The organism is Flavobacterium sp. FlaQc-30, from assembly GCF_044005885.1.
Taxonomy (GTDB): Bacteria; Bacteroidota; Bacteroidia; order Flavobacteriales; family Flavobacteriaceae; genus Flavobacterium.
This window is the reverse complement of record NZ_JBIPCO010000005.1, coordinates 346,091-367,199: the sequence shown is the minus strand read 5'-3', so window position 1 is coordinate 367,199 and position 21,109 is coordinate 346,091. Positions and strand designations below refer to the sequence as shown.

The 21,109-nt window shown below is 33.8% G+C and carries 16 protein-coding genes; 12 read left to right on the top strand and 4 right to left on the bottom strand.

Features of this window, described 5'->3' with window-relative positions:
* Positions 1–83 precede the first annotated feature (83 nt).
* From argB to ACHRV0_RS13825, 5 genes are all read left to right on the top strand, one after another.
* Positions 84–857 (top strand): acetylglutamate kinase, encoded by a 774-nt coding sequence (gene argB / locus ACHRV0_RS13845; RefSeq protein ID WP_395441238.1) that lies wholly within the window; start codon positions 84–86, stop codon positions 855–857.
* A gap of 276 nt (positions 858–1,133) precedes the next feature.
* On the top strand, positions 1,134–2,204 hold the full coding sequence (locus ACHRV0_RS13840; protein WP_395441237.1) for a M20 family metallo-hydrolase: 1,071 nt from the start codon (positions 1,134–1,136) through the stop codon (positions 2,202–2,204).
* A 172-nt stretch (positions 2,205–2,376) separates the two neighbouring features.
* On the top strand, positions 2,377–3,657 hold the full coding sequence (argH, locus tag ACHRV0_RS13835) for an argininosuccinate lyase (RefSeq protein ID WP_395441236.1): 1,281 nt from the start codon (positions 2,377–2,379) through the stop codon (positions 3,655–3,657).
* Positions 3,658–3,798: 141 nt separating this feature from the next.
* Positions 3,799–4,800: a DUF2157 domain-containing protein gene (locus ACHRV0_RS13830; RefSeq protein ID WP_395441235.1), complete on the top strand. Its 1,002-nt coding sequence runs from the start codon at positions 3,799–3,801 to the stop codon at positions 4,798–4,800.
* The gene (locus ACHRV0_RS13825) at positions 4,797–5,960 is read left to right on the top strand and encodes a hypothetical protein (RefSeq protein ID WP_395441234.1); all 1,164 of its coding nucleotides are present in this window, start codon (positions 4,797–4,799) and stop codon (positions 5,958–5,960) included. The genes ACHRV0_RS13830 and ACHRV0_RS13825 overlap by 4 nt, the downstream gene beginning before the upstream one ends.
* 80 nt (positions 5,961–6,040) lie before the next feature.
* Here ACHRV0_RS13825 and ytxJ read toward each other — a convergent pair whose 3' ends face one another.
* Entirely contained in the window at positions 6,041–6,430 is a 390-nt protein-coding gene (ytxJ, locus tag ACHRV0_RS13820; protein ID WP_395441233.1) for a bacillithiol system redox-active protein YtxJ, read from the bottom strand.
* 204 nt (positions 6,431–6,634) lie between these two features.
* On the opposite strand from ytxJ, the gene clpB reads away from it, so the two are divergent.
* From clpB to ACHRV0_RS13800, 4 genes are all read left to right on the top strand, one after another.
* Positions 6,635–9,238 (top strand): ATP-dependent chaperone ClpB, encoded by a 2,604-nt coding sequence (gene clpB, locus ACHRV0_RS13815; protein WP_129023834.1) that lies wholly within the window; start codon positions 6,635–6,637, stop codon positions 9,236–9,238.
* 384 nt (positions 9,239–9,622) lie between these two features.
* Complete coding sequence (locus tag ACHRV0_RS13810) at positions 9,623–10,504, top strand: DUF808 domain-containing protein (protein WP_395441232.1); 882 nt, start codon at positions 9,623–9,625, stop codon at positions 10,502–10,504.
* A gap of 335 nt (positions 10,505–10,839) precedes the next feature.
* Positions 10,840–11,250 carry a hypothetical protein gene (locus ACHRV0_RS13805; protein WP_129023832.1) on the top strand — a complete coding sequence of 137 codons (411 nt, stop codon included), beginning with the start codon at positions 10,840–10,842 and terminating at the stop codon, positions 11,248–11,250.
* 202 nt (positions 11,251–11,452) lie between these two features.
* Positions 11,453–12,343 carry a carbon-nitrogen hydrolase gene (locus tag ACHRV0_RS13800; protein WP_395441231.1) on the top strand — a complete coding sequence of 297 codons (891 nt, stop codon included), beginning with the start codon at positions 11,453–11,455 and terminating at the stop codon, positions 12,341–12,343.
* Positions 12,344–12,690: 347 nt separating this feature from the next.
* On the opposite strand, the gene ACHRV0_RS13795 is transcribed toward ACHRV0_RS13800, so the two are convergent.
* Together ACHRV0_RS13795 and ACHRV0_RS13790 are read right to left on the bottom strand one after the other, a co-directional pair.
* A complete protein-coding gene (locus ACHRV0_RS13795; RefSeq protein WP_395441230.1) occupies positions 12,691–13,953 on the bottom strand; it encodes an OmpA family protein in 1,263 nt (420 codons plus the stop codon).
* Between the two features lie 201 nt (positions 13,954–14,154).
* On the bottom strand, positions 14,155–15,675 hold the full coding sequence (locus tag ACHRV0_RS13790; RefSeq protein ID WP_395441229.1) for a choice-of-anchor I family protein: 1,521 nt from the start codon (positions 15,673–15,675) through the stop codon (positions 14,155–14,157).
* A gap of 186 nt (positions 15,676–15,861) precedes the next feature.
* Here ACHRV0_RS13790 and ACHRV0_RS13785 point away from each other — a divergent pair, with 186 nt between their 5' ends.
* Both ACHRV0_RS13785 and ACHRV0_RS13780 read left to right on the top strand, forming a co-directional pair.
* Positions 15,862–16,902, top strand: a complete 1,041-nt coding sequence (locus ACHRV0_RS13785; protein WP_395441228.1) for an agmatine/peptidylarginine deiminase — start codon at positions 15,862–15,864, stop codon at positions 16,900–16,902.
* A gap of 213 nt (positions 16,903–17,115) precedes the next feature.
* The gene (locus ACHRV0_RS13780) at positions 17,116–18,300 is read left to right on the top strand and encodes an endonuclease/exonuclease/phosphatase family protein (RefSeq protein WP_395441227.1); all 1,185 of its coding nucleotides are present in this window, start codon (positions 17,116–17,118) and stop codon (positions 18,298–18,300) included.
* Positions 18,301–18,406: 106 nt separating this feature from the next.
* Here the strand turns inward: ACHRV0_RS13780 and fahA are convergent, their stop codons facing one another.
* The gene (fahA, locus tag ACHRV0_RS13775) at positions 18,407–19,690 is read right to left on the bottom strand and encodes a fumarylacetoacetase (protein ID WP_129023827.1); all 1,284 of its coding nucleotides are present in this window, start codon (positions 19,688–19,690) and stop codon (positions 18,407–18,409) included.
* A gap of 109 nt (positions 19,691–19,799) precedes the next feature.
* Here fahA and glyA point away from each other — a divergent pair, with 109 nt between their 5' ends.
* Complete coding sequence (gene glyA / locus ACHRV0_RS13770) at positions 19,800–21,074, top strand: serine hydroxymethyltransferase (protein ID WP_089057729.1); 1,275 nt, start codon at positions 19,800–19,802, stop codon at positions 21,072–21,074.
* The last annotated feature ends 35 nt before the right edge of the window (positions 21,075–21,109 follow it).

Genomic DNA, 21,109 nt, shown 5'->3' with positions numbered 1-21,109 from the left:
GTTCTAAGTTTCTAAGATGCTAAGAAACGATGAGCAAAAAACCTTAGTCCCTTAGAACCTTAGCATCTTAGAACCTCAAAAAAATGAACGTATCAGTAATAAAAATAGGTGGAAACATCATCGACAATCCAGCAGAATTAGAACAATTCTTAAGCGATTTCTCTAAAATTGAAGGCTATAAAGTTTTAGTTCACGGCGGTGGAAAATCGGCTACAAAAATGGCGCAGAGTATAGGTTTGGTTCCGCAAATGATTGACGGACGCCGAATTACAGATGCTCCAATGCTTGATGTCGTGGTCATGATTTACGCCGGACAAATCAACAAACATATTGTGGCGCAATTGCAGGCAAAAGACAATAATGCAATTGGTTTTTCAGGAGCTGATGGAAATTTAATTCAGTCAACAAAAAGAAATCACCCAACAATTGATTACGGATTTGTAGGCGATGTAAAGCAAGTCAATACCAAATTACTGGCAACTTTGTTAGAAGCAGGAGTTGCTCCTGTTTTTTGTGCGATTACACATGACAAAAACGGACAATTGTTAAACACAAATGCTGATACAATTGCGAGCGAATTATCAATTGCATTATCAGAAGTTTTTGATGTTACACTAACATATTGTTTTGAAAAACAAGGCGTTTTACAAGATTCAGAAGACGATTCATCTGTAATAACAGAAATCAACGAAACACTATACAATAAACTAAAAGGAGAAAAAGTAATTCATTCCGGAATGATTCCGAAATTGGACAATTGCTTCAATAGTTTATCAAGAGGTGTACAGAAAATCAAAATTGGGCATCACAAAATGCTTCAAAATTCAGATATTCCGCATACAACGATTACATTATAAAAAATGTTGCCACGAATTGACTCTAATTTTACTGTTAAAAGAGAAAATAATTTTAGACATACAGTAAAAAGTTTATTTTGATTTTAAATCTGTTACAAAAAAATAATTCGTGAAAATTCGTGCAATTAGTGGCAAAAAAACAGAATTGCGCAGTGCTTTTAAATATTAATTTTAGAAATTTGCGCAAATTAAAAATGTCGCATATTATTTAGTTAAGAAAGTAAAAGCTTAAAAAAACTTAGCGACTTAGCGCCTTTGTGGCAAGAGCACAACAAAATGAAAAATATAGATACGCTTACCCAGGAAGCAATTAGTTTATTAAGAAGCTTAATCGAAACCCCTTCATTTTCAAGTGAAGAAGACCAAACAGCTCTTTTAATCGAAAATTGGTTCAATCAGAATGAAATTCCTTTCAAGAGAGAAAACAACAATGTGTGGGCTTTCAACAAATATTTCGACGAAAACAAACCAACACTTTTACTAAACTCACATCACGATACCGTACGACCAAATCAGGCGTACACCAACGATCCTTTTAAAGCAATCGAGAAAGACGGTAAATTATTTGGTTTAGGAAGCAATGACGCAGGCGGATGTTTGGTTTCATTATTAGCAACCTTTGTACATTTCTACGAAAACCCAAACCTATCACATAATATCGTAATTGTGGCTTCCGCCGAAGAAGAAAGCAGTGGGAAAAATGGTTTAAATAGCGTTTTAAAAAGTTTGCCAGAATTAGATTGTGCCATTGTTGGAGAACCAACATTAATGCAATTGGCAGTTGCAGAAAAAGGTTTATTAGTTTTGGACGTAAAAGTAAAAGGAACCGCAAGCCACGCCGCACATCAAAACGACGATAATGCATTATACAAATCAATTCCAGTAATGGAATGGTTTAAAAACTATAAATTCGACAAAATCTCAGACGTTTTAGGTCCCGTAAAAATGACCGTGACGCAAATTAATGCAGGAAAACAACATAATGTTGTGCCTTCAGAATGTGATTTAGTTGTAGATATTCGAGTAACAGATCGTTACACAAATAGTGAGATTTTGGAAGTCGTAAAAGCAAATGTAAACGCCGAAGTAACGCCAAGATCCATGCATTTAAACGCATCTTCTATTCCAGTTGCACACGGTTTGGTTCAGGCGGGAATTGCATTAGGAAGAACAACATATGGTTCGCCAACACTTTCAGATCAATCCGTTTTAAGCTGTCAGTCTTTAAAATTAGGACCAGGAGAAACATTGCGTTCACATTCAGCAGACGAATTTATTTTTATAAATGAAATTGAGGAAGGAGTCGACTTGTATATTAAAATACTAACTGATTTCTTTAAATTATAATATTTTTTAGGAGCTAATCCCGCTATCCGTTCCAATCTTTTGTACCGAACCCCGGCACAAAAGGATTTCCACTACTATCGGGGCTAGGACACTCAGGAACTTAGAAACATTAAGTAAAAAAGAAACTTTGAGAACCTTTGTGTATCTCTGTGAAACAAAAAACATACATCTTATGAAACTTTGGGAAAAAGGAATACCAACAGATAAACAAATCGAACAATTCACCGTTGGAAACGATCGTGAACTGGATTTAGTTTTAGCAAAATACGATGCTTTAGGTTCAATTGCTCACGCTAAAATGCTCGGTCAAATTGGTTTATTAACTTCAGAAGAAACAACTTCTTTAGTTGATGCATTAAACGAAATCATTGCAGATATCGTAGTGGGGAATTTCGAAATCGAAGACAGTTTCGAAGACGTGCATTCTAAAATCGAATATCTTTTAACTGTAAAACTAGGAGATGCAGGAAAGAAAATCCACACCGCACGTTCTCGTAACGATCAAGTTTTAGTAGACGTTCATTTGTATTTAAAAGACGAATTAAAAGCGATAAAAGAACAAGTAAAAACGCTTTTTGATTTGTTGATGGAATCGGCAGAAAAACATCAAAATGTATTATTGCCAGGTTATACGCATTTACAAATCGCGATGCCATCATCCTTCGGAATGTGGTTTTCAGCTTATGCTGAAAGTTTAATTGATGATATTACAATGTTGAACGCGGCGTCTAAAATTGTAGATCAGAATCCGCTGGGTTCTGCTGCAGGTTACGGAAGCTCGTTCCCAATCAACAGAACATTTACAACTCAAGAATTAGGTTTTGAAACTTTAAAATACAATGCCGTTGCTGCTCAAATGAGTCGCGGAAAAGCAGAAAAAACAGTTGCTTTTGCGATGACAAGCGTTGCAGGAACATTATCAAAATTTGCTATGGACGTTTGTTTGTATATGAGTCAGAACTTTGACTTTATTGGTCTTCCTGCGCATCTTACAACAGGTTCCAGCATTATGCCTCACAAAAAGAATCCAGATGTTTTCGAATTAATCAGAGGAAAATGCAATAAAATTCAGGCGCTTCCATACGAGATTACTTTAATTACAAATAATCTTCCAAGCGGTTATCACAGAGATTTACAGCTTTTGAAAGAAGGTTTATTTCCAGCGATTCAAACTTTAAAATCTTGTTTAGATATTGCTATATTTTCAATTAAAGATATTACGGTTAAAGATCATATTTTAGAAGATAAAAAATACGATTATTTGTTTACAGTTGATACTTTAAACGAAATGGTTGTAGAAGGAATGCCGTTTAGAGATGCTTACAAAGCTGTTGCAGAACAATTAGAAGCAGGAACATACAAATCTCCGAAAGAAACGAAACATACACACGAAGGAAGTATCAATAATTTATGCCTAGACGCGATAAAAAATAAAATGAAAGCTGCTTTATAACAGCGTTTTAAGCTTTATTTAAACCGATTTGCATTTGCTGTAAATCGGTTTTTTTGTTATTAAAAATATTGTTTTATAATATTAAGAAAATTCGACCTAATTTCTATAAATTTGAGAATTAGTTACTTTTAAATTTTAGATATGAAACAGTTTGATGAACAGGCGACTCAAAGTCTTTTTGAGAAAAATCTAATTACGGAAAATCAGTTTCAGGAAATTAAAACATATCGGGCTCTCAATATTTTTTCATTGAATGCAGAATTAAAGTTATTTCTTTATTTATCTGTTTTACTATTTACTTCAGGAATTGGAATCTTGATTTATGAAAATATTGATACCATTGGTCATATTGCTATTCTTTCGATTTTATTAATTGTAATTGTGGTTTGTTTCTATTACTGTTTCAAAAATTCAAAGGGATTTCAGAAATCAGAGACAACTTTCGAGCATCCTGTTTTAGAATATTTAGTTTTAGTGGCTAATATTCTAACGTGTATTTTTATTGGATATCTTCAGTTTCAGTACAAACCATTTGGAGAACATTACGGACTGGCAACTTTAGTTCCAACAATAGTCAGTTTCTTTTGTGCTTATTATTTTGATAATAAAAGTGTTTTGACAATTGCAATTACAGGTTTGGCAGCTTACATAGGTCTTTCGGTAACGCCACAAGATATTTTTAATGACAGTAATAATTTGTATGCAAGTCAAAATTTAAGTTACTCGGCTGTGATGCTTGGTGTCTTACTAATTTTATGGACAATTTACAGTCGCAGAATTTCTTTAAAAACACACTTTGGTTTAATTTTTCTGACTTTTGCACTGCATATTATAAGTATAGCTTCAATTAGCAATTTAACCAGTTATGATACGCTAAATTGGATGTTATTTGCGATTGTTTTGGCAGCCTCTACTTTTTATTTTTATAAAGCGAGTTATGAGAATAAAGCCATGTCTTTGTATGTTTTTATGATTGTTTACGGCTACATTGGTGTCAATATATTTTTGTTCAGACTTTGTGACAATATTGATTTCTCTGATATTTGGGAATTATTCATTTTTCTGTTACCAGCTTATTTTATTGGCTCAATTGTAATATTCATTAAATTAATTAAAAACTTTCATAAAGAAATTGCAGAATGATAGTATACGATACAAAAATATTAGACAATGAAATTTTGGTTGATGAAGCTAATACTTTATACAAAGGAGGTTTTATAAGTAAAGAACAGAAACAATTTATCAAAAAAGAATTACCAGTTTTTAGAAGTCAGAATAATATCCTTGTTAGAATTGGATTCTTTTTATTAGGTAGTTTTTTGTATGGTTCAATTTGTGGTGCAATTTCTATTATTGGAATGAATGCAGAGAATGCTTATTTCAAAATCTGCTGTTATATTTTCGCTGCGGTTGGTTTTGCAGGCTCGGAATTGCTGGCAAAACAAAACTATCACAATCATGGATTAGATGATGCATTTATTTTAGGCGCCGTTTTAAATATTGGATTTGCTATCGGAATTACCACAGACGGTTATGAGTCTGTTATAGCTTTTTTTATGGCAGTTGTCTCGATTTACATGTTTTTAAGATACCTGCATTTGCTTTCAATGTTGGTTTTTTGTTTGTCCATTACAGCATTTTTATTTTTTCAAATGTTTGAATTTGGGGAAATAGGGAAAAATGTTTTACCATTCACAGCGATGATTTTTGCTGCAATTTGTTATTTTTTGACAAGGAAATTCATTAGTAACTTAAGCAAAAGTTATTATTACAACGGACTTTTGCTTGCAAATAGTTTCTGTTTGATTCTGTTTTACCTTTCATGTAATTATTTGGTAGTGAGAGAGCTTTCTTCTGAACTTTTAGGAACGGAAGTTCAACCTGGAACCGATATTCCGTTTGCGTTTTTCTTTTACGGTTTTACTTTTGTTGTTCCAATTATCTATTTAGTTCAGGCTTTAAGAGCAAAAGACAGATTTATGCTTTGGATCAGCTTTTTAGCCATAGGATTTTCAATCTATACCATTCGATTTTATTATGCGGTATTGCCAATCGAATTAGCATTGACGCTGGGTGGAATTATTTTATTCGCAATAGCATATTTTTCAATTAAAAAATTAAAAGAAAAAGAAAGCGGTATAACTTTTAAACAAGATAGAATCAATCATTCAGATAATTTCCTACATGCCGAAGCTTTAATTGTAGCCTCGACTTTCGGTATAAAACCAGAAGTTAAAGTAGATTCTCCAATGGAATTCGGTGGAGGAGGTTTTAGCGGTGGCGGTTCAGCGGGAAATTTTTAATGTTGTGAAATGTGATTAGTAAAATGTAAAATGATATAAGTAAAACACATCTGATATTTTACTTATATCATCTTACTATTTTATACTTTGCTTTTTAAAGCTTCAGCATCAATATCACTATGGGAGACATCATAAATAGCTTTTCCGTTTTTGATTAAAATCAATTGCGGTGATTCATGATAAACTCCAAATCGGCTTGCGATTTCATTTGAAATATCACGATGTGCAATCAAATCTAGAAAATAAGCATCAACAACTTCTTCAAGATCATAATCTCTTTCAAATTGTTTTAGTGCCATTCGGCTGATACTGCATCTTGTGCTGTGTTTAAATATTACAACTGGTTTTTCATTCGAGATTGTTTCGATTTCTGTTAATTGACGCATATCTGTTAATTCTGTCCAGTTTACTTTACTTTTTGAGGCTTCTGAGTTCTCTGAACTTCCGAAGATTGAATTTAAAAAACTCATATTTGGCTTATTTTATGACTTTTTGACATTAAAAATAGCTGTTTATGCTGTTTTTAATGCCGTTTTGTCTGTTTTATTACTGTGGAATATAATTTGTTTATTAAAATGCAAAGTTAAATTATTTGAGTTAAAAATGTAGCTTAATAAATTGTAACTTTAATCCTATTGAAAATCAGACAAATAAATCAATCAAATCGAAAAAATATGAACATAAACAAATTTACAATTAAATCGCAGGAAGCCATTCAGCTGTCACAACAGTTGGCACAACGAAATGGTCAGCAGCAAATAGAAAACGAACACATTTTTAAAGCTATTTTTGAAGTAGATGAAAATGTTGCACCGTTTATTCTGAAAAAACTCAATGTAAATGTGCCGTTGTTTTTACAGATATTAGACAGCACAATTCAGAGTTTCCCAAAAGTTTCAGGAGGCGATATTCTGCTTTCTAGAGACGCAAACAAAGCTTTGAATGAAGCCGAAATTATAGCACAAAAAATGAACGACGAATATGTTTCGATCGAGCATTTAATTTTAGCTATTTTCGACTCAAAAAGCAAAGTTTCACAAATATTAAAAGATCAAGGTGTTACAGGAAAAGGCTTAAAAGCGGCTATCGAAGAACTTCGAAAAGGCGAAAGAGTAACATCTGCATCTGCCGAAGAAACTTATAATTCATTAAATAAATACGCAAAAAACTTAAATGAATTAGCTCGTACAGGAAAATTAGATCCTGTTATTGGACGTGATGAAGAAATTCGACGCGTATTGCAGATTCTAACTCGTAGAACTAAAAATAATCCAATGCTAATTGGTGAACCTGGAGTTGGTAAAACTGCAATTGCAGAAGGTTTAGCACACAGAATTGTTGACGGAGACGTTCCTGAAAATTTAAAAGATAAAATCGTTTTCTCATTAGATATGGGAGCTTTGATTGCAGGAGCTAAGTTTAAAGGAGAGTTTGAAGAGCGTTTAAAATCGGTAGTAAAAGAGGTTACATCTGCCGAAGGTGATATCGTTTTGTTTATTGATGAGATTCATACACTTGTAGGTGCGGGTGGAGGAGAAGGCGCAATGGATGCGGCTAATATCCTGAAACCAGCCTTGGCTCGTGGTGAATTAAGAGCCATTGGAGCAACTACATTAGATGAATATCAAAAGTATTTTGAAAAAGACAAAGCTTTAGAAAGACGTTTCCAAAAGGTATTAATTGATGAGCCAGATACCGAAAGTGCAGTTTCAATTTTACGTGGTATTAAAGAAAAGTACGAAACGCATCATAAAGTTCAAATTAAAGACGAAGCTATTATTGCAGCTGTTGAACTTTCACAGCGTTATATTACAAACCGTTTCTTACCAGATAAAGCTATTGACTTAATGGACGAAGCGGCTTCAAAACTGCGTATGGAAATCAATTCAAAACCTGAGGAATTAGATGTTTTGGATCGTAAAATTATGCAGCTTGAAATCGAAATTGAAGCGATAAAACGCGAGAAAGAAGAAAGTAAACTGAAAATCCTTCGCATGGATTTGGCAAATCTGAAAGAAGAACGTAACGAGATCTATGCAAGATGGAAATCTGAAAAGGATATTGTTGATGGGATTCAGGCTGTAAAATTAGAAATTGAAGATTTTAAATATGAAGCTGAACGTGCAGAACGTGATGGTGATTATGGAAAAGTCGCTGAAATACGTTACGGAAAAATAAAAGAAGCTCAAGAACGTCTTGAAGGACTGCAGAAACAACTGCAAGAATTTCAATCAGGAACTTCTTTAATTAAAGAGGAAGTAACCAGAGAAGATATCGCGGAAGTTGTAGCAAAATGGACAGGGATTCCTGTAATGAAAATGCTTCAGACCGAAAGAGAGAAACTTTTACATCTTGAAGATGAGCTGCACAAACGTGTTGTAGGACAAGAAGAGGCAATTGAAGCAGTAAGTGATGCTGTTCGAAGAAGTCGTGCTGGTTTGCAAGATTTGAAAAAACCTGTTGGTACATTCTTATTTTTAGGAACTACCGGTGTTGGTAAAACAGAACTTGCAAAAGCATTGGCAGAATATCTTTTTGACGATGAAAATGCCATGACTCGTATCGATATGAGCGAATACCAAGAACGTCACAGCGTGAGCCGTTTGGTTGGTGCACCTCCAGGATATGTAGGTTATGATGAAGGTGGTCAGTTAACAGAAGCGGTTCGTAGAAAACCATATTCTGTAGTTTTATTAGACGAGATAGAAAAAGCACATCCAGATACTTTCAATATTTTATTGCAAGTTTTAGATGAAGGTAGATTAACGGATAATAAAGGTCGTCTAGCCGATTTTAAAAACACAATTATTATTATGACTTCTAATATGGGAAGTCAAATTATACAAGAAAAGTTTGAAAATCTAAAAGGAAGCATTGAAGATACGACCGAAGCTGCAAAAGTTGAAGTTTTAGGCTTATTGAAACAAACCGTCCGTCCGGAATTTATAAACCGTATTGATGAAATCGTATTATTTACGCCATTAACGGTTGATAATATTTCGAAAATTGTAAGTCTGCAGCTTAAGAGTGTTACAAAAATGCTTGCCTTGCAAGGTATTACAATGGATGCTACGCCAGAGGCTGTTGCTTACTTATCTGAAAAAGGATATGATCCTCAGTTTGGAGCAAGACCTGTAAAACGTATCGTTCAGAGAGAAGTGCTGAATCAGTTGTCAAAAGAAATTTTGGCAAACAATATTACAACGGACAGTATTATTTTAATTGATGCTTTCGATGGAAAATTGGTATTTAGAAACCAAACCCACGAAGTAAAATAATTTAGTACTAGAAAATAATTTAAAGACGCACGTCTGTGCGTCTTTACACTCACTAGAAAAACACCAGCAGAAATGCTGGTGTTTTTTTTATGTCCATAAAATAATGAAACTTTTTTTTAAAGTAATATAAGCCACTCTCATCTTTAATTCTCAAATTTACAGTAGTTTAAAAATAAAAGGTATGAATAATATAGTTAGAGGATTAATTGCAGGTTATGGTGCCAAGAAATTAGGATGTGGTTGTTTTAGCACAGTTTTTATTTTTATAATTATTTGGGTGCTTTTAGGACAGTGCAGTTAGGAATTAATTGTGATTTTACAGCATTAAGATTAGCATAAAAAGTCTTAGATTCGCACAACTAAATTTAAACAAAAACAAATATAATGGCATCAGGTTTTTTCGTATTACTAGACGATATTGCAGCAATTATGGATGATGTAGCCGTAATGAGTAAAGTTGCAGCAAAGAAAACAGCAGGGATTTTAGGCGATGATTTAGCTGTAAATGCAGAAAAAGCATCAGGATTTGCTTCCTCAAGAGAACTTCCTGTATTATGGGCAATCAGTAAAGGTTCATTGCTTAACAAAATTATCATTTTGCCAATTGCATTTTTGTTAAGTGCATTTTTTCCTATTGCAATCATTGTAATTCTTGTTTTAGGCGGACTTTTTTTAGCTTATGAAGGTGCCGAAAAGATTTACGAGTTTATTTTTCCACACAGTCATGAAGAATCTGAAGGAATTACAGAAGAAACTTTTACAGAAGAGCAAATTTTAGAAGCCGAAAAAGGAAAAATCAAATCTGCAATTGTAACTGATTTTATTCTATCTGTCGAAATCGTAATTATTGCGCTTGGAACTGTTATAGGAAAACCAATTTCACAACAGATAGCTGTAACGTCAATCATTGCTTTGGTAGCAACAATTGGAGTTTATGGTATTGTAGCTCTTATTGTCAGAATGGATGAAGCTGGATATAAGCTGATCAAATTTAGCAAAGGAGAAAAAAGTATATCAAAATTCATTGGAAATCTTTTAGTAAAAGGACTTCCGTTAGTTATAAAGAGTTTAACTGTAATTGGTACAATAGCCTTACTATTAGTTGCCGGCGGTATCTTTGTGCACTATATTCCATATTTTCATCATTTATCAGAAACAATTAATATTCCATCAATTATAAAAGAATTTGTAATTGGACTAGCTTTAGGACTTGTCGTTCTTGGCGCCGTAAATCTTTTTAAAATGTTGTTTAAAAAGAAGAAATAAAAGTAAGAATAAAGTTACCATATAAAACATCAGTCGAAAGGCTGATGTTTTTTTTTGGAGCAGTTCTAAGAGTTTTTTGGAGACCACTTGTCCCGTTATCCACTTTATCTTTTTCTTGCTAAAGAAGCAAGAAAAAGGATGCCGTTTCTACCGGGGCTAATCGAGATATTTTGATTTTTAATAGAAAATAAAATTATTTTTTGAAATTTTTATTCAAAATAAATATCTGATTAACAGTATGTTATTTGTCTGGTGTTTTTTTTAACATTTTATAAAAGCAACCATCTTAATTTTGATACATCTTCATAGTAATTAACAATTAATTATTATTTTATATGAAAAGTATTAGATTAACATCAGCATTAGTAGTATTATTTTTAACAACTGCATTTGTTTCATGCAGCAACGATGATGACAAAGCAACAGCACCTGAAAACATAAAAGCGGCATTTGCAACAGAAATTAAAGGACCAGAAACAGGAAAAGTTAATGAAGAATTGAGCTATGATGTAACTTATCTTGTAGATAATGCGTGCGGCGAATTTGTAAAAATTTCTGAGACAACTATTGGTGAAGTAAAAGGTTTACAAATAGATGTAAGATACCCAACAGGAGTTTGCACGCTGCAAGTTCCAGAACCAAAGAAAACGGTTTACAAATTTAAATCTACAGCAAAAGGAACTTTTGAAATTAAATTCAAAAAATCTGAAACTGAATTCCTGACTCAGAAAGTGGTTATTGAATAGTTTCTTATAAGAAAAATAGGTTGAGAGGCCATTTTGCAGAGATTTATTTTTTTAAGTTAATGTAAAATGGTTTTCTTTTTAAATAAGTTTTGCAAAGTTTCTTATTGCAGAAATTATTGATTGCAGTTTTCTAGAAACGCTCGATACGCTTGGTTTGTCATTCCTTTAAAATTTACTATTTTTGCACTCTAAATTTTATGTCATGCCGAAAAGAAAGTATAAAATAGCGGTTATTCAATTAAATTTGAATGACGTAGCCGAAAATAATCTTAAAAAATGCATCAGCTGGGTAAAAGATGCTGCCGGAAAAGGAGCAGAGGTTATCTTGCTTCCAGAATTATATAGCAGTCATTATTTCTGCCAAAGCGAAGATGTAGATAATTTTGCATTAGCAGAACCACTTTACAGTACTTCGTTTATTGCTTTCAGCGAATTGGCAAAAGAATTAGGAGTAGTAATTATTGTTCCTTTCTTCGAAAAAAGAATGGCTGGTATTTACCACAATAGTGCTTATATTATCGATACTGATGGAACAGAGGCAGGTTTATACCGTAAAATGCATATTCCAGACGATCCGCATTTTTATGAGAAATTCTACTTTACACCAGGTGATTTAGGTTTTCAAGCAATCGAAACTAAAAAAGGAACAATAGGAACTTTAATCTGTTGGGATCAATGGTATCCAGAAGCAGCGCGTATTACAGCTTTAAAAGGAGCAGAAGTTTTATTTTATCCTACAGCAATTGGATGGCATCCAAAAGAAAAAGAACAATATGGTGAAAACCAATATGGTGCTTGGATGAATGTAATGAAAGGTCATGCAGTTGCAAATGGCGTTTTTGTTGCAGCAGCAAATAGAATTGGTCTTGAAAAGTACATTGAAGGAACAGAAGGAATTCAGTTCTGGGGAGCATCATTCATTGCAGGCCCTCAAGGTGAAATTCTAGCACAAGCTTCTCACGATCAAGAAGAAATTCTAATTGCCGAAGTTGATTTAGATTTACAAGAAAATGTTCGTCAGAACTGGCCATTCTTTAGAGATAGAAGAATTGATGCCTTTGGTGATATTACAAAAAGAGCAATAGATAGATAATTAGATTTATCATAAATATAAAAAGGGCAAAAAATATTATTTTGCCCTTTTTTTGTAAGTTTCAGGGTAGCTAAATATTTATAGCAAAGAATAAATATTTACAATATAAAGCTCCAGCGGAGCAACATGTTTTTTTTCAATCTAGTACATGTCGCTACGCTGGAGCTTTTTTATTGGTCGTATTGAAATTCTATAAATATTTTGCTCCTCCGGAGCTTTATCAAATGTACATTCAATTATCAAAAACTGGCTCTGAAAAACTTTGTAAGGAGTTCTTCTAAATAACAAAAAGGAGCTGTTTCAAAAATGAAACAGCTCCTTTTCTTGTTTTTAGCTTTATATGTAAATTACTTCACTTGGAAAGTAACTCTTCTCACGATTTGACGTGCTTCTTTTGATTTTTTGTTTACAGAAGTGTCTTCTCCGTTACCAATTACATTTAGTCTTGAAGCATCAATTCCGGCATTTACAACTACTTTTTTGACAGCTTCAGCTCTTTTTTGAGACAATGATTGATTGTAACTAGTGTTTCCAATTTCATCAGCATAACCAATAATATCAGCAGATTTTCCTGGATTATTTTTTAGATATTTCACTAAGAAATCAACACCAGACAATGAAGCGTTTGTAGGTTTAAACGAATTGAAGTCAAAGTAAACATTTACATAACCACCGTTAATTAATTCTTCAACAGTATTATTAGTTGCAGTTCCGTTTCCTTTCTTTTCGTATGTTTTGTCTAAGTAACTTTCCATTTCATCAGGTACTCCATTTTGATTTGTATCAATTGATTGTCCTTTTGTATTAACAGCAACACCTGCAATAGAATTTGGTTCTAAATCGTATAAATCAGCAACACCATCTTTGTCTGTGTCTAGAAGACCACTTTCGATTAGATCAACTCTTTTTTCTAATTTTCCGTATCTGTCTTCTTCGCTAACCCAGTCAGCATGTTTTTCATTTTTACCTAGGTAAAATGTCAAACCTACAGAGGCATTTAGTAAAACACCATCAAAAGAACCAGTGGTAGTATTACCCATTCCGTCAAAGTTCCAGTTTTGTCTTCCGTTTACAATTCCCGTAAGATCACCAGTCAAAGCCACTCTGTTACTTACTTTAATTTGTCCCGTTAAACCAACAATTCCGTGCGCCATATAATCCTGACCGCCAAAACCAGTTTCAGTACTTATTTGCGAAACACCAAATCCACCATGAGCTAAGATTCCAATAGTATTAGTCCATGTTTCAAAATTTAAAGCTCGTCCAATATTTACAACACCTTGTAAACTTGTTCTAACGTATCTGCTTTCAAAATTTGGCGTATTGTCACGTTCTGTAAACTGATCGTATCCAACATCCAGTTTAACACCAAATTTTGGACTAAACATATATCTAACGCCTAAATCAGCATGAAACGGATTTAAAGTTGATGTAGAATAACCAGGAGTCATTGTTCGTGTTGGTTTGTTAACACCGCCATTAAGTTCGATAGACCATTTGTTATAAGCAGGTTGATCAACTGTCGCCTGTGCAGAGGTCGTAGCCATATTTTGAGCACTTGCAGCAAATGCTAAGAATAAAAGTGATAAGGAAGCTAATTTCTTTTTCATGATATCAAAAATTTAGTTGTTTTTATTATTAAACTCCTGACAAAATTATGCTTCATGTTTTAGATTGTGTTCTATTAGGTCTTACATAATTCCCATATTTTGGCATTTAATTATGTAAATTAGTTAATAAAAGCTCAATTTTTGATAAAAAAAGAGGGTAAAATTAATATTTTACCCTCTTACTAATTTTGTTAAAATTAACTACTTAAGATCTGGCTGATAGATCTTTATGGTTCCATCACCTTCACTGCTTACTACAACTAAACTTCTTTTATTAGGGCTTTTTGAAGCTGGTATAAATAAAAGTCCTTCTGGAGCATCTCCAGTTTTTACCGTTTGCAAATATTGCGGTGAAGCAGGATTTGTTACATCATAAGTCATGAAAGCATCAGATCTTTCAAGTCCAACAAACAAAATGTTCTGATTCCCCATTTTAGCTACAACTACAGCTTCTGGCTCAGATCCTTTGTCATCGCTTCGTTTATCATCATAAGTTCCAAATTCATTTGTTTTTTTGTCAACATCATTTTTGCTGTCGTAAACAATTTTTCCAGTATTTCCATTCCAGATAGAGAAAGAGCGAGCGCCAAAACTAACCATTTGGTCTAAATCGCCGTCTCCATCAGTATCGCCCATATCAGCAACAAGATTAAGTCTTCCTAAATTTGTTTCTAATTTTAAAGTTGCAGCATCTGGGAAAACAGCCGCATCCAGCTTCATGTCTTTCATTCTCTTAATATCTGAATAAGCTGTATATTCTCTAGCATCTCCTTCATTCGCTGTAACAAAATAAGGAACACTATTTGCTGAAAAATGACTAATAGCATCCGGCATATACATTCCTTTAACTTTCCACGGATTAAAAGCAATTTTATCATCTTTATCGCTTACATCAATCGCATTTTCAGCCGTGTTAAAATCCTTTAAACCCAACGGATAGATAGCTGTAATTGTTTTTGAAGTTAAATCTAATTTTGCAACACCATTATTTTCTTGAAGAGTTACCCATGCCGTTTTAGAATCATCAGAAATAGTAATATATTCTGGTTCAATGTCCTGAGCAAAACTCTTAGCAAACTTAGAAATTCTAAATCCATCTTTAGCTAATGCCGCAGCTTGACTGCTGAATGAGCTGAAATCAAGAGTTGTAACCACATAAGTATTAGTATCGATAATAGAGATTGTTCCATTAGGATCCAATGAATAATCTGTATTTGGCTCTCCTTCATTTGCAGTCATAATAAACTTTCCATCTGGCGAAAATGTAATCATATCAGGCAAAGCACCAACAGTCACTTGTTTTATTAAGCTGTAATCACTTGTATTAAAAATTACAACTTTTCCGTTTCCTTGTTTATTTGTTGTTGATTCTAAAGCAACAGCAAGTTTTCCATTATAAACAGAAACGCTGTTTGATGCACCTTCATAAGGGCTTAAATCAATTTTTCCAATTTTTGCCGGTTTAGTTGGATCTGATAAATCAATTACATCAATTTGGTTTGTTCCGCTGTTATTTACTGTAAAAAGCTTTTTTGTTTTTTCGCAATAAGCAGAAATTTCAGCAGCAGCCTCTCCGCCAATTGTAATTGAGCCAATTTCTTTAAAAGTTGCTGGGTTTTCATTTACAACAACTTCGTTTTCTTCATTTTTTGAGTTTTCATCGTTATTACAGCTTGTCATAAGAGCTAATGCTGCTAATAATGTGATACTTAATTTTTTCATTTGTTAGTTTTTTAGTTTTGCCAAATGTAATTAGCGGATCTCGGCAGTATATTAAGCCTTCATTATTTAATCTTTAACTTAATTTTTAGAAGGCAATAATTATTAAATCTCAGATCATTTCTATTCAAATGTTTTAAAATCCTAACGAATGTTTATCTTTGTACTCTTTCAAAATAGAACCTTTTTATGTCAACAAATAATAGAAGATTTCCAGCAGAATGGGAAAAACAACAAGGAATTGTATTATGTTTTCCGCATAACGGTAATGACTGGCCAGGAAAATATGAAGCTGTTCAATGGGCTTTTGTAGAATTTATAAAAAAAGTAGCCACATTTGAAACTGTTTTTTTGGTTGTTGCCGACGAGAAATTAAAAGAAAAAGTTGCCGATATGCTTCAAAGAGCTCGTGTAAACATTAAAAATGTTTCTTTTATCATTCATAAAACAAATAGAAGCTGGATGCGTGATTCTGGACCAATTATTGTAAAAAATGGTTCAAAACGTGAAGCATTAAATTTTAACTTCAATGGTTGGGCTAAATATAAAAACTATCAATTAGATAAATTCGTTCCAAGTAAAATAGCTGATTTTATTGATGTGCCTTTAACTCAGGTTATGTACAAAGGTAAACCAGTAGTTGTAGAAGGTGGCGCAATTGATGTTAATGGAAAAGGGACTTTGTTAACTTCTGAAGAATGTTTGATGCATCCAACAATTCAGGTGCGAAATCAAGGTTTTGCAAAAGAAGATTACGAAGCTGTTTTTAAAGAATATCTAGGCGTTACGAATGTAATTTGGCTTGGTGATGGAATCGAAGGCGATGATACTCACGGTCATATCGATGATTTATGCCGATTTGTAAATGAAGATACAATTGTAACCATTGTTGAAACTGATAAAAATGATTCAAATTACAAACCTTTACAGGACAATTTGAAACGTTTGCAAAATGCTAAATTAGAAAACGGAAAATCTCCAGTTATTGTAGCATTACCAATGCCAAAACGTGTAGATTTCGAAGATTTAAGATTACCTGCGAGTTATGCTAATTTCTTAATCTTAAATAATTGCGTTTTAGTACCAACATTTAACGACAGCAACGATCGTGTAGCTTTAAACATTTTAGCAGAATGTTTCCCTGACAGAGAAGTAATCGGAATTAGTTGTATTGATTTCATCTGGGGCTTCGGAACTTTACATTGTTTAAGTCAGCAGATTCCTGCATAAAAATAGTAGCCACAGATTATAAAATAATCATTTTGTTTTTTTAAGCTGTGATAAAATTATCAGATACACAGAGACTTTCTTGTACTATTTGAGCTGTCACCAAAAGTGGCAGCTTTTTTTTGTTGTATATTTAACAGATAGATTTGCCGTGTGTCTCAGCGTCCTTCTTATATTCGTATGTTCAACAATGCAAAAATGCAGATTTAATTTTATATGAAGAAAATATTTTTTATCCTTTCCGTGCTTTCTTCCGGAGTTTTATTTTCACAGTCAGAATCACAGGAAAAAACTGAACTTACATTTGCGACCTACAATGTGAGTATGGAATCTGATAATTATTCTCCCAAAGGTGCAATGGGAAAATCGGAGCAAATATTGATTTATCAGCTTAACTCAGGGCATAATACTCAAATCAAAAATATTGCCCAGATTATTCAAACCGTTAGGCCAGACGTTATTTTGCTAAACGAATTTGACTATATTAAAGATCCTGAGCTTGGAGTAAAGACATTTATAAAAAACTATTTGAATGTGAGTCAAGGCGGAGCAACGGCTATTGATTATCCTTACTACTATTATTCGACGGTGAATACTGGCCAGCCAAGTCCTTATGATTTGAACAATGATGGAAAGTTGACTAATTTTGGAAATGACGCGTGGGCATTTGGTATGTATCCTGGGCAATATGGGATGATGCTTTTATCTAAATATCCTATTGATGTTAAGGCGGTTCGTACTTTTCAACATTTTAAATGGAAAGATATGCCGGGAGCATTACTTACCAAAAAAGCGGATGGATCGGATTGGTACAGTAAGAATGCATGGAAGGAATTTCCATTATCTTCAAAATCCCATTGGGATGTTCCTGTAGAGATTGGTAATAGAACAGTTCATGTTTTAGTCAGTCATCCAACTCCTCCTACTTTTGATGGTGATGAAGATCGAAATGGAAAAAGAAATCATGATGAAATCCGATTCTGGAGAGATTATATTTCAGACAATTCAGCTTCGTATATTTATGATGATAAAGGAGGAAAAGGTGGTTTGCCTCCAGATTCTCGATTTGTGATATTGGGTGACCAAAACGCTTCACCAGTTGAGAGGGATGCTATTAGAGAAGGTATAAAGTCATTAATAGAGAGTCCGAAAATTAATAACGACTTTACGCCTGCTAGTAAAGGTGGTGCTGAATTTAGTCCGGAAAACCCTTTTGGAGTTAATCATACAGCCTTTTGGAGAATGCGAGCTGACTATGTATTACCATCCAGACTTGGTTTTAAGGTTGTCGATAGCGGTGTATTCTGGCCTGCAAAAGGCGAACCAATGTCAGAATTAGTCGAAAAACGGGAGTCAAGTTCAGATCATCGTTTGGTTTGGATAAAGGTGATCTTAGAATAAATTACTTTTTCTTTCCGTTTTTTCAAGATCAAATATAAAGCATAAAAAAACCTTGGCTCTTACCAAGGTTTTTCTATTTCTATATCTCTTCAGATTGATCTGCTCTTCATTGTCTGATGAATGGAGGTAATAATTGGCTTGAAACTTCTCCAAATCCAATTCGTACTTCATTATTTTCACAGAAACCGCGAATAATCACTGTATCGTTATCTTCAATAAATTTACGTTCACTGCCGTCATTTAGCTTAAGCGGATTTTTTCCACCCCAAGTCAATTCAAGCATAGAACCAAAACTATCAGGAGTTGGTCCCGAAATAGTTCCTGAACCCATCATATCACCAGAATTTACACGGCATCCGTTTGAAGTATGATGCGCTAATTGCTGACTCATTGACCAGTATAAATATTTAAAATTAGATTTAGAAACTACAGTTTCTTCTTGCTCTTCGGGTTTTATCGAAACTTCTAAATGAATATCAAATGCCTTTTTTCCTTTTGTTTGTAAATAAGGAAGCGGAGTAGGATCTTGCTTAGGTCCCTTTGTTCTAAAAGGCTCTAACGCATCCATAGTCACAATCCATGGAGAAATTGAAGTCGCAAAGTTTTTAGCTAAAAATGGCCCAAGTGGCACATATTCCCATTTTTGAATATCACGCGCACTCCAGTCATTTAGTAAAACCATACCAAAAATATAATCTTCGGCTTCGTATGTTGAAATGTTTTCGCCCATTACATTAACATCAGTTGTAATAAAAGCAGTTTCCAATTCAAAATCAACTAAACGAGATGGTCCAAAAACAGGATATTTTTCGCCTGCAGGCAAAGTTTGTCCCATTGGTCTGTGAACAGGAATTCCTGAAGGAACAATTGTTGAGCTTCTGCCGTGATAACCTACCGGAATATGCAGCCAGTTTGGAAGAAGCGCATTTTCTGGATCACGGAACATTTTACCTACGTTTGTTGCGTGCTCTCTACTCGAGTAAAAGTCAGTATAATCACCAATTAAAACAGGAAGCTGCATTTCTACATCATCGATGTTAAAAATAACAATATCTCTGTCTTTTGTTGAATCTCTAAGTTGTGGATTGGTTTCGTCGAAAATCTCTGCGATGCGATTTCGAACTAAACGCCATGTTTTTTTTCCGTCAGAAATAAAATCATTAAGCGTATCTTGTATAAACATATCGTCAGTCAAATCAATTCCTGCGAAATAGTTCAATTGTTGTAAAGCCCCTAAATCTATAGCGTAATCGCCAATTCGAGTTCCTACAGTCACGATATTTTCTTTAGTAAGAAATACACCGAAAGGAATGTTTTGAATAGGGAAGTCGCTATTTTCTGGTACTTCTAACCATGATTTTCTTTTGGTATCGTTGGCGGTTATTGGCATGTTGAATGTTAATTATTTGTTGAAAAATTACTTGTCAAATATATCATAATCTAACAGTATCACAAACGTTTTTTTGTATTTTTGCAGGAAATTAACGAAAAACGAAAAAATGCAACGCGACGAACAAATTTTTAATCTTATCCTAGAGGAAAAAGATAGACAAATTCACGGATTAGAACTTATCGCTTCAGAAAATTTTGTAAGTGATGAAGTAATGCAAGCAGCAGGGTCTGTTTTAACTAATAAATATGCCGAGGGGTATCCTGGCAAAAGATACTACGGCGGTTGCGAAGTAGTTGACGTTATTGAGCAAATTGCTATTGACAGAGCAAAAGAATTGTTTGGTGCTGAATATGCAAACGTACAGCCTCACTCAGGTTCACAAGCAAATACATCTGTATATCATGCTTGTTTAAATCCTGGTGATACAATCTTAGGATTTGATTTATCTCATGGTGGTCACTTAACTCATGGTTCACCAGTTAACTTTTCTGGTCGTTTGTACCGTCCAGTTTTCTACGGTGTAGATGCTGAAACTGGTCGTTTAGATTATGACAAAATTCAAGAAATTGCTACAAAAGAGCAGCCAAAATTAATCATCGCAGGAGCTTCGGCTTATTCTCGTGATATGGATTTTGCTCGTTTCAGACAAATCGCAGACAGCGTAGGAGCAATTTTGTTTGCTGATATTTCTCACCCTGCAGGTTTAATTGCAAAAGGTTTAATGAATGATCCAATCCCTCATTGTCATATTGTTTCAACAACAACTCACAAAACATTACGCGGACCTCGTGGAGGTTTGATCTTGATGGGGAAAGATTTTGAAAACCCACAAGGTTTAAAAACTCCAAAAGGAGAAATCAGAATGATGTCTTCATTGTTAGATTTAGCTGTTTTCCCTGGAAATCAAGGAGGACCTTTAATGCATATTATTGCAGCAAAAGCGGTTGCTTTTGGTGAAGCTCTTAAAGATGAATTCTTTACATACGCAATGCAATTGCAAAAAAATGCAAACGCAATGGCAGATGCTTTCGTAAAAAGAGGTTACAATATTATCTCTGGAGGAACTGATAACCATATGATGCTTATTGACTTAAGAAATAAAAATATTTCTGGTAAAGAAGCTGAAAATGCATTAGTAAAAGCAGAAATCACAGTAAATAAAAATATGGTTCCATTTGATGACAAATCACCATTTGTTACTTCTGGAATTCGTGTTGGTACAGCTGCAATCACAACTCGTGGTTTAGTTGAAAAAGACATGGAAACTATCGTTGCTTTAATCGATAAAGTACTTACAGATCACACAAATGAAGATGTTATCGAAGAAGTTGCTGAACAAGTAAACGAAATGATGAGCGAAAGACCAATTTTCGCATATTAAAAATTAGTCAAAAGTTATAAAGTCGAAGGTTGAAA

Excerpts from the sequence above, each read along its gene's own strand:
- argB (WP_395441238.1), top strand. The coding sequence starts at position 84 with ATGAACGTATCAGTAATAAAAATAGGTGGAAACATCATCGACAATCCA.
- ACHRV0_RS13840 (WP_395441237.1), top strand. The coding sequence starts at position 1,134 with ATGAAAAATATAGATACGCTTACCCAGGAAGCAATTAGTTTATTAAGA.
- argH (WP_395441236.1), top strand. The coding sequence starts at position 2,377 with ATGAAACTTTGGGAAAAAGGAATACCAACAGATAAACAAATCGAACAA.
- ACHRV0_RS13830 (WP_395441235.1), top strand. The coding sequence starts at position 3,799 with ATGAAACAGTTTGATGAACAGGCGACTCAAAGTCTTTTTGAGAAAAAT.
- ACHRV0_RS13825 (WP_395441234.1), top strand. The coding sequence starts at position 4,797 with ATGATAGTATACGATACAAAAATATTAGACAATGAAATTTTGGTTGAT.
- ytxJ (WP_395441233.1), bottom strand. The coding sequence starts at position 6,430 with ATGAGTTTTTTAAATTCAATCTTCGGAAGTTCAGAGAACTCAGAAGCC.
- clpB (WP_129023834.1), top strand. The coding sequence starts at position 6,635 with ATGAACATAAACAAATTTACAATTAAATCGCAGGAAGCCATTCAGCTG.
- ACHRV0_RS13810 (WP_395441232.1), top strand. The coding sequence starts at position 9,623 with ATGGCATCAGGTTTTTTCGTATTACTAGACGATATTGCAGCAATTATG.
- ACHRV0_RS13805 (WP_129023832.1), top strand. The coding sequence starts at position 10,840 with ATGAAAAGTATTAGATTAACATCAGCATTAGTAGTATTATTTTTAACA.
- ACHRV0_RS13800 (WP_395441231.1), top strand. The coding sequence starts at position 11,453 with ATGCCGAAAAGAAAGTATAAAATAGCGGTTATTCAATTAAATTTGAAT.
- ACHRV0_RS13795 (WP_395441230.1), bottom strand. The coding sequence starts at position 13,953 with ATGAAAAAGAAATTAGCTTCCTTATCACTTTTATTCTTAGCATTTGCT.
- ACHRV0_RS13790 (WP_395441229.1), bottom strand. The coding sequence starts at position 15,675 with ATGAAAAAATTAAGTATCACATTATTAGCAGCATTAGCTCTTATGACA.
- ACHRV0_RS13785 (WP_395441228.1), top strand. The coding sequence starts at position 15,862 with ATGTCAACAAATAATAGAAGATTTCCAGCAGAATGGGAAAAACAACAA.
- ACHRV0_RS13780 (WP_395441227.1), top strand. The coding sequence starts at position 17,116 with ATGAAGAAAATATTTTTTATCCTTTCCGTGCTTTCTTCCGGAGTTTTA.
- fahA (WP_129023827.1), bottom strand. The coding sequence starts at position 19,690 with ATGCCAATAACCGCCAACGATACCAAAAGAAAATCATGGTTAGAAGTA.
- glyA (WP_089057729.1), top strand. The coding sequence starts at position 19,800 with ATGCAACGCGACGAACAAATTTTTAATCTTATCCTAGAGGAAAAAGAT.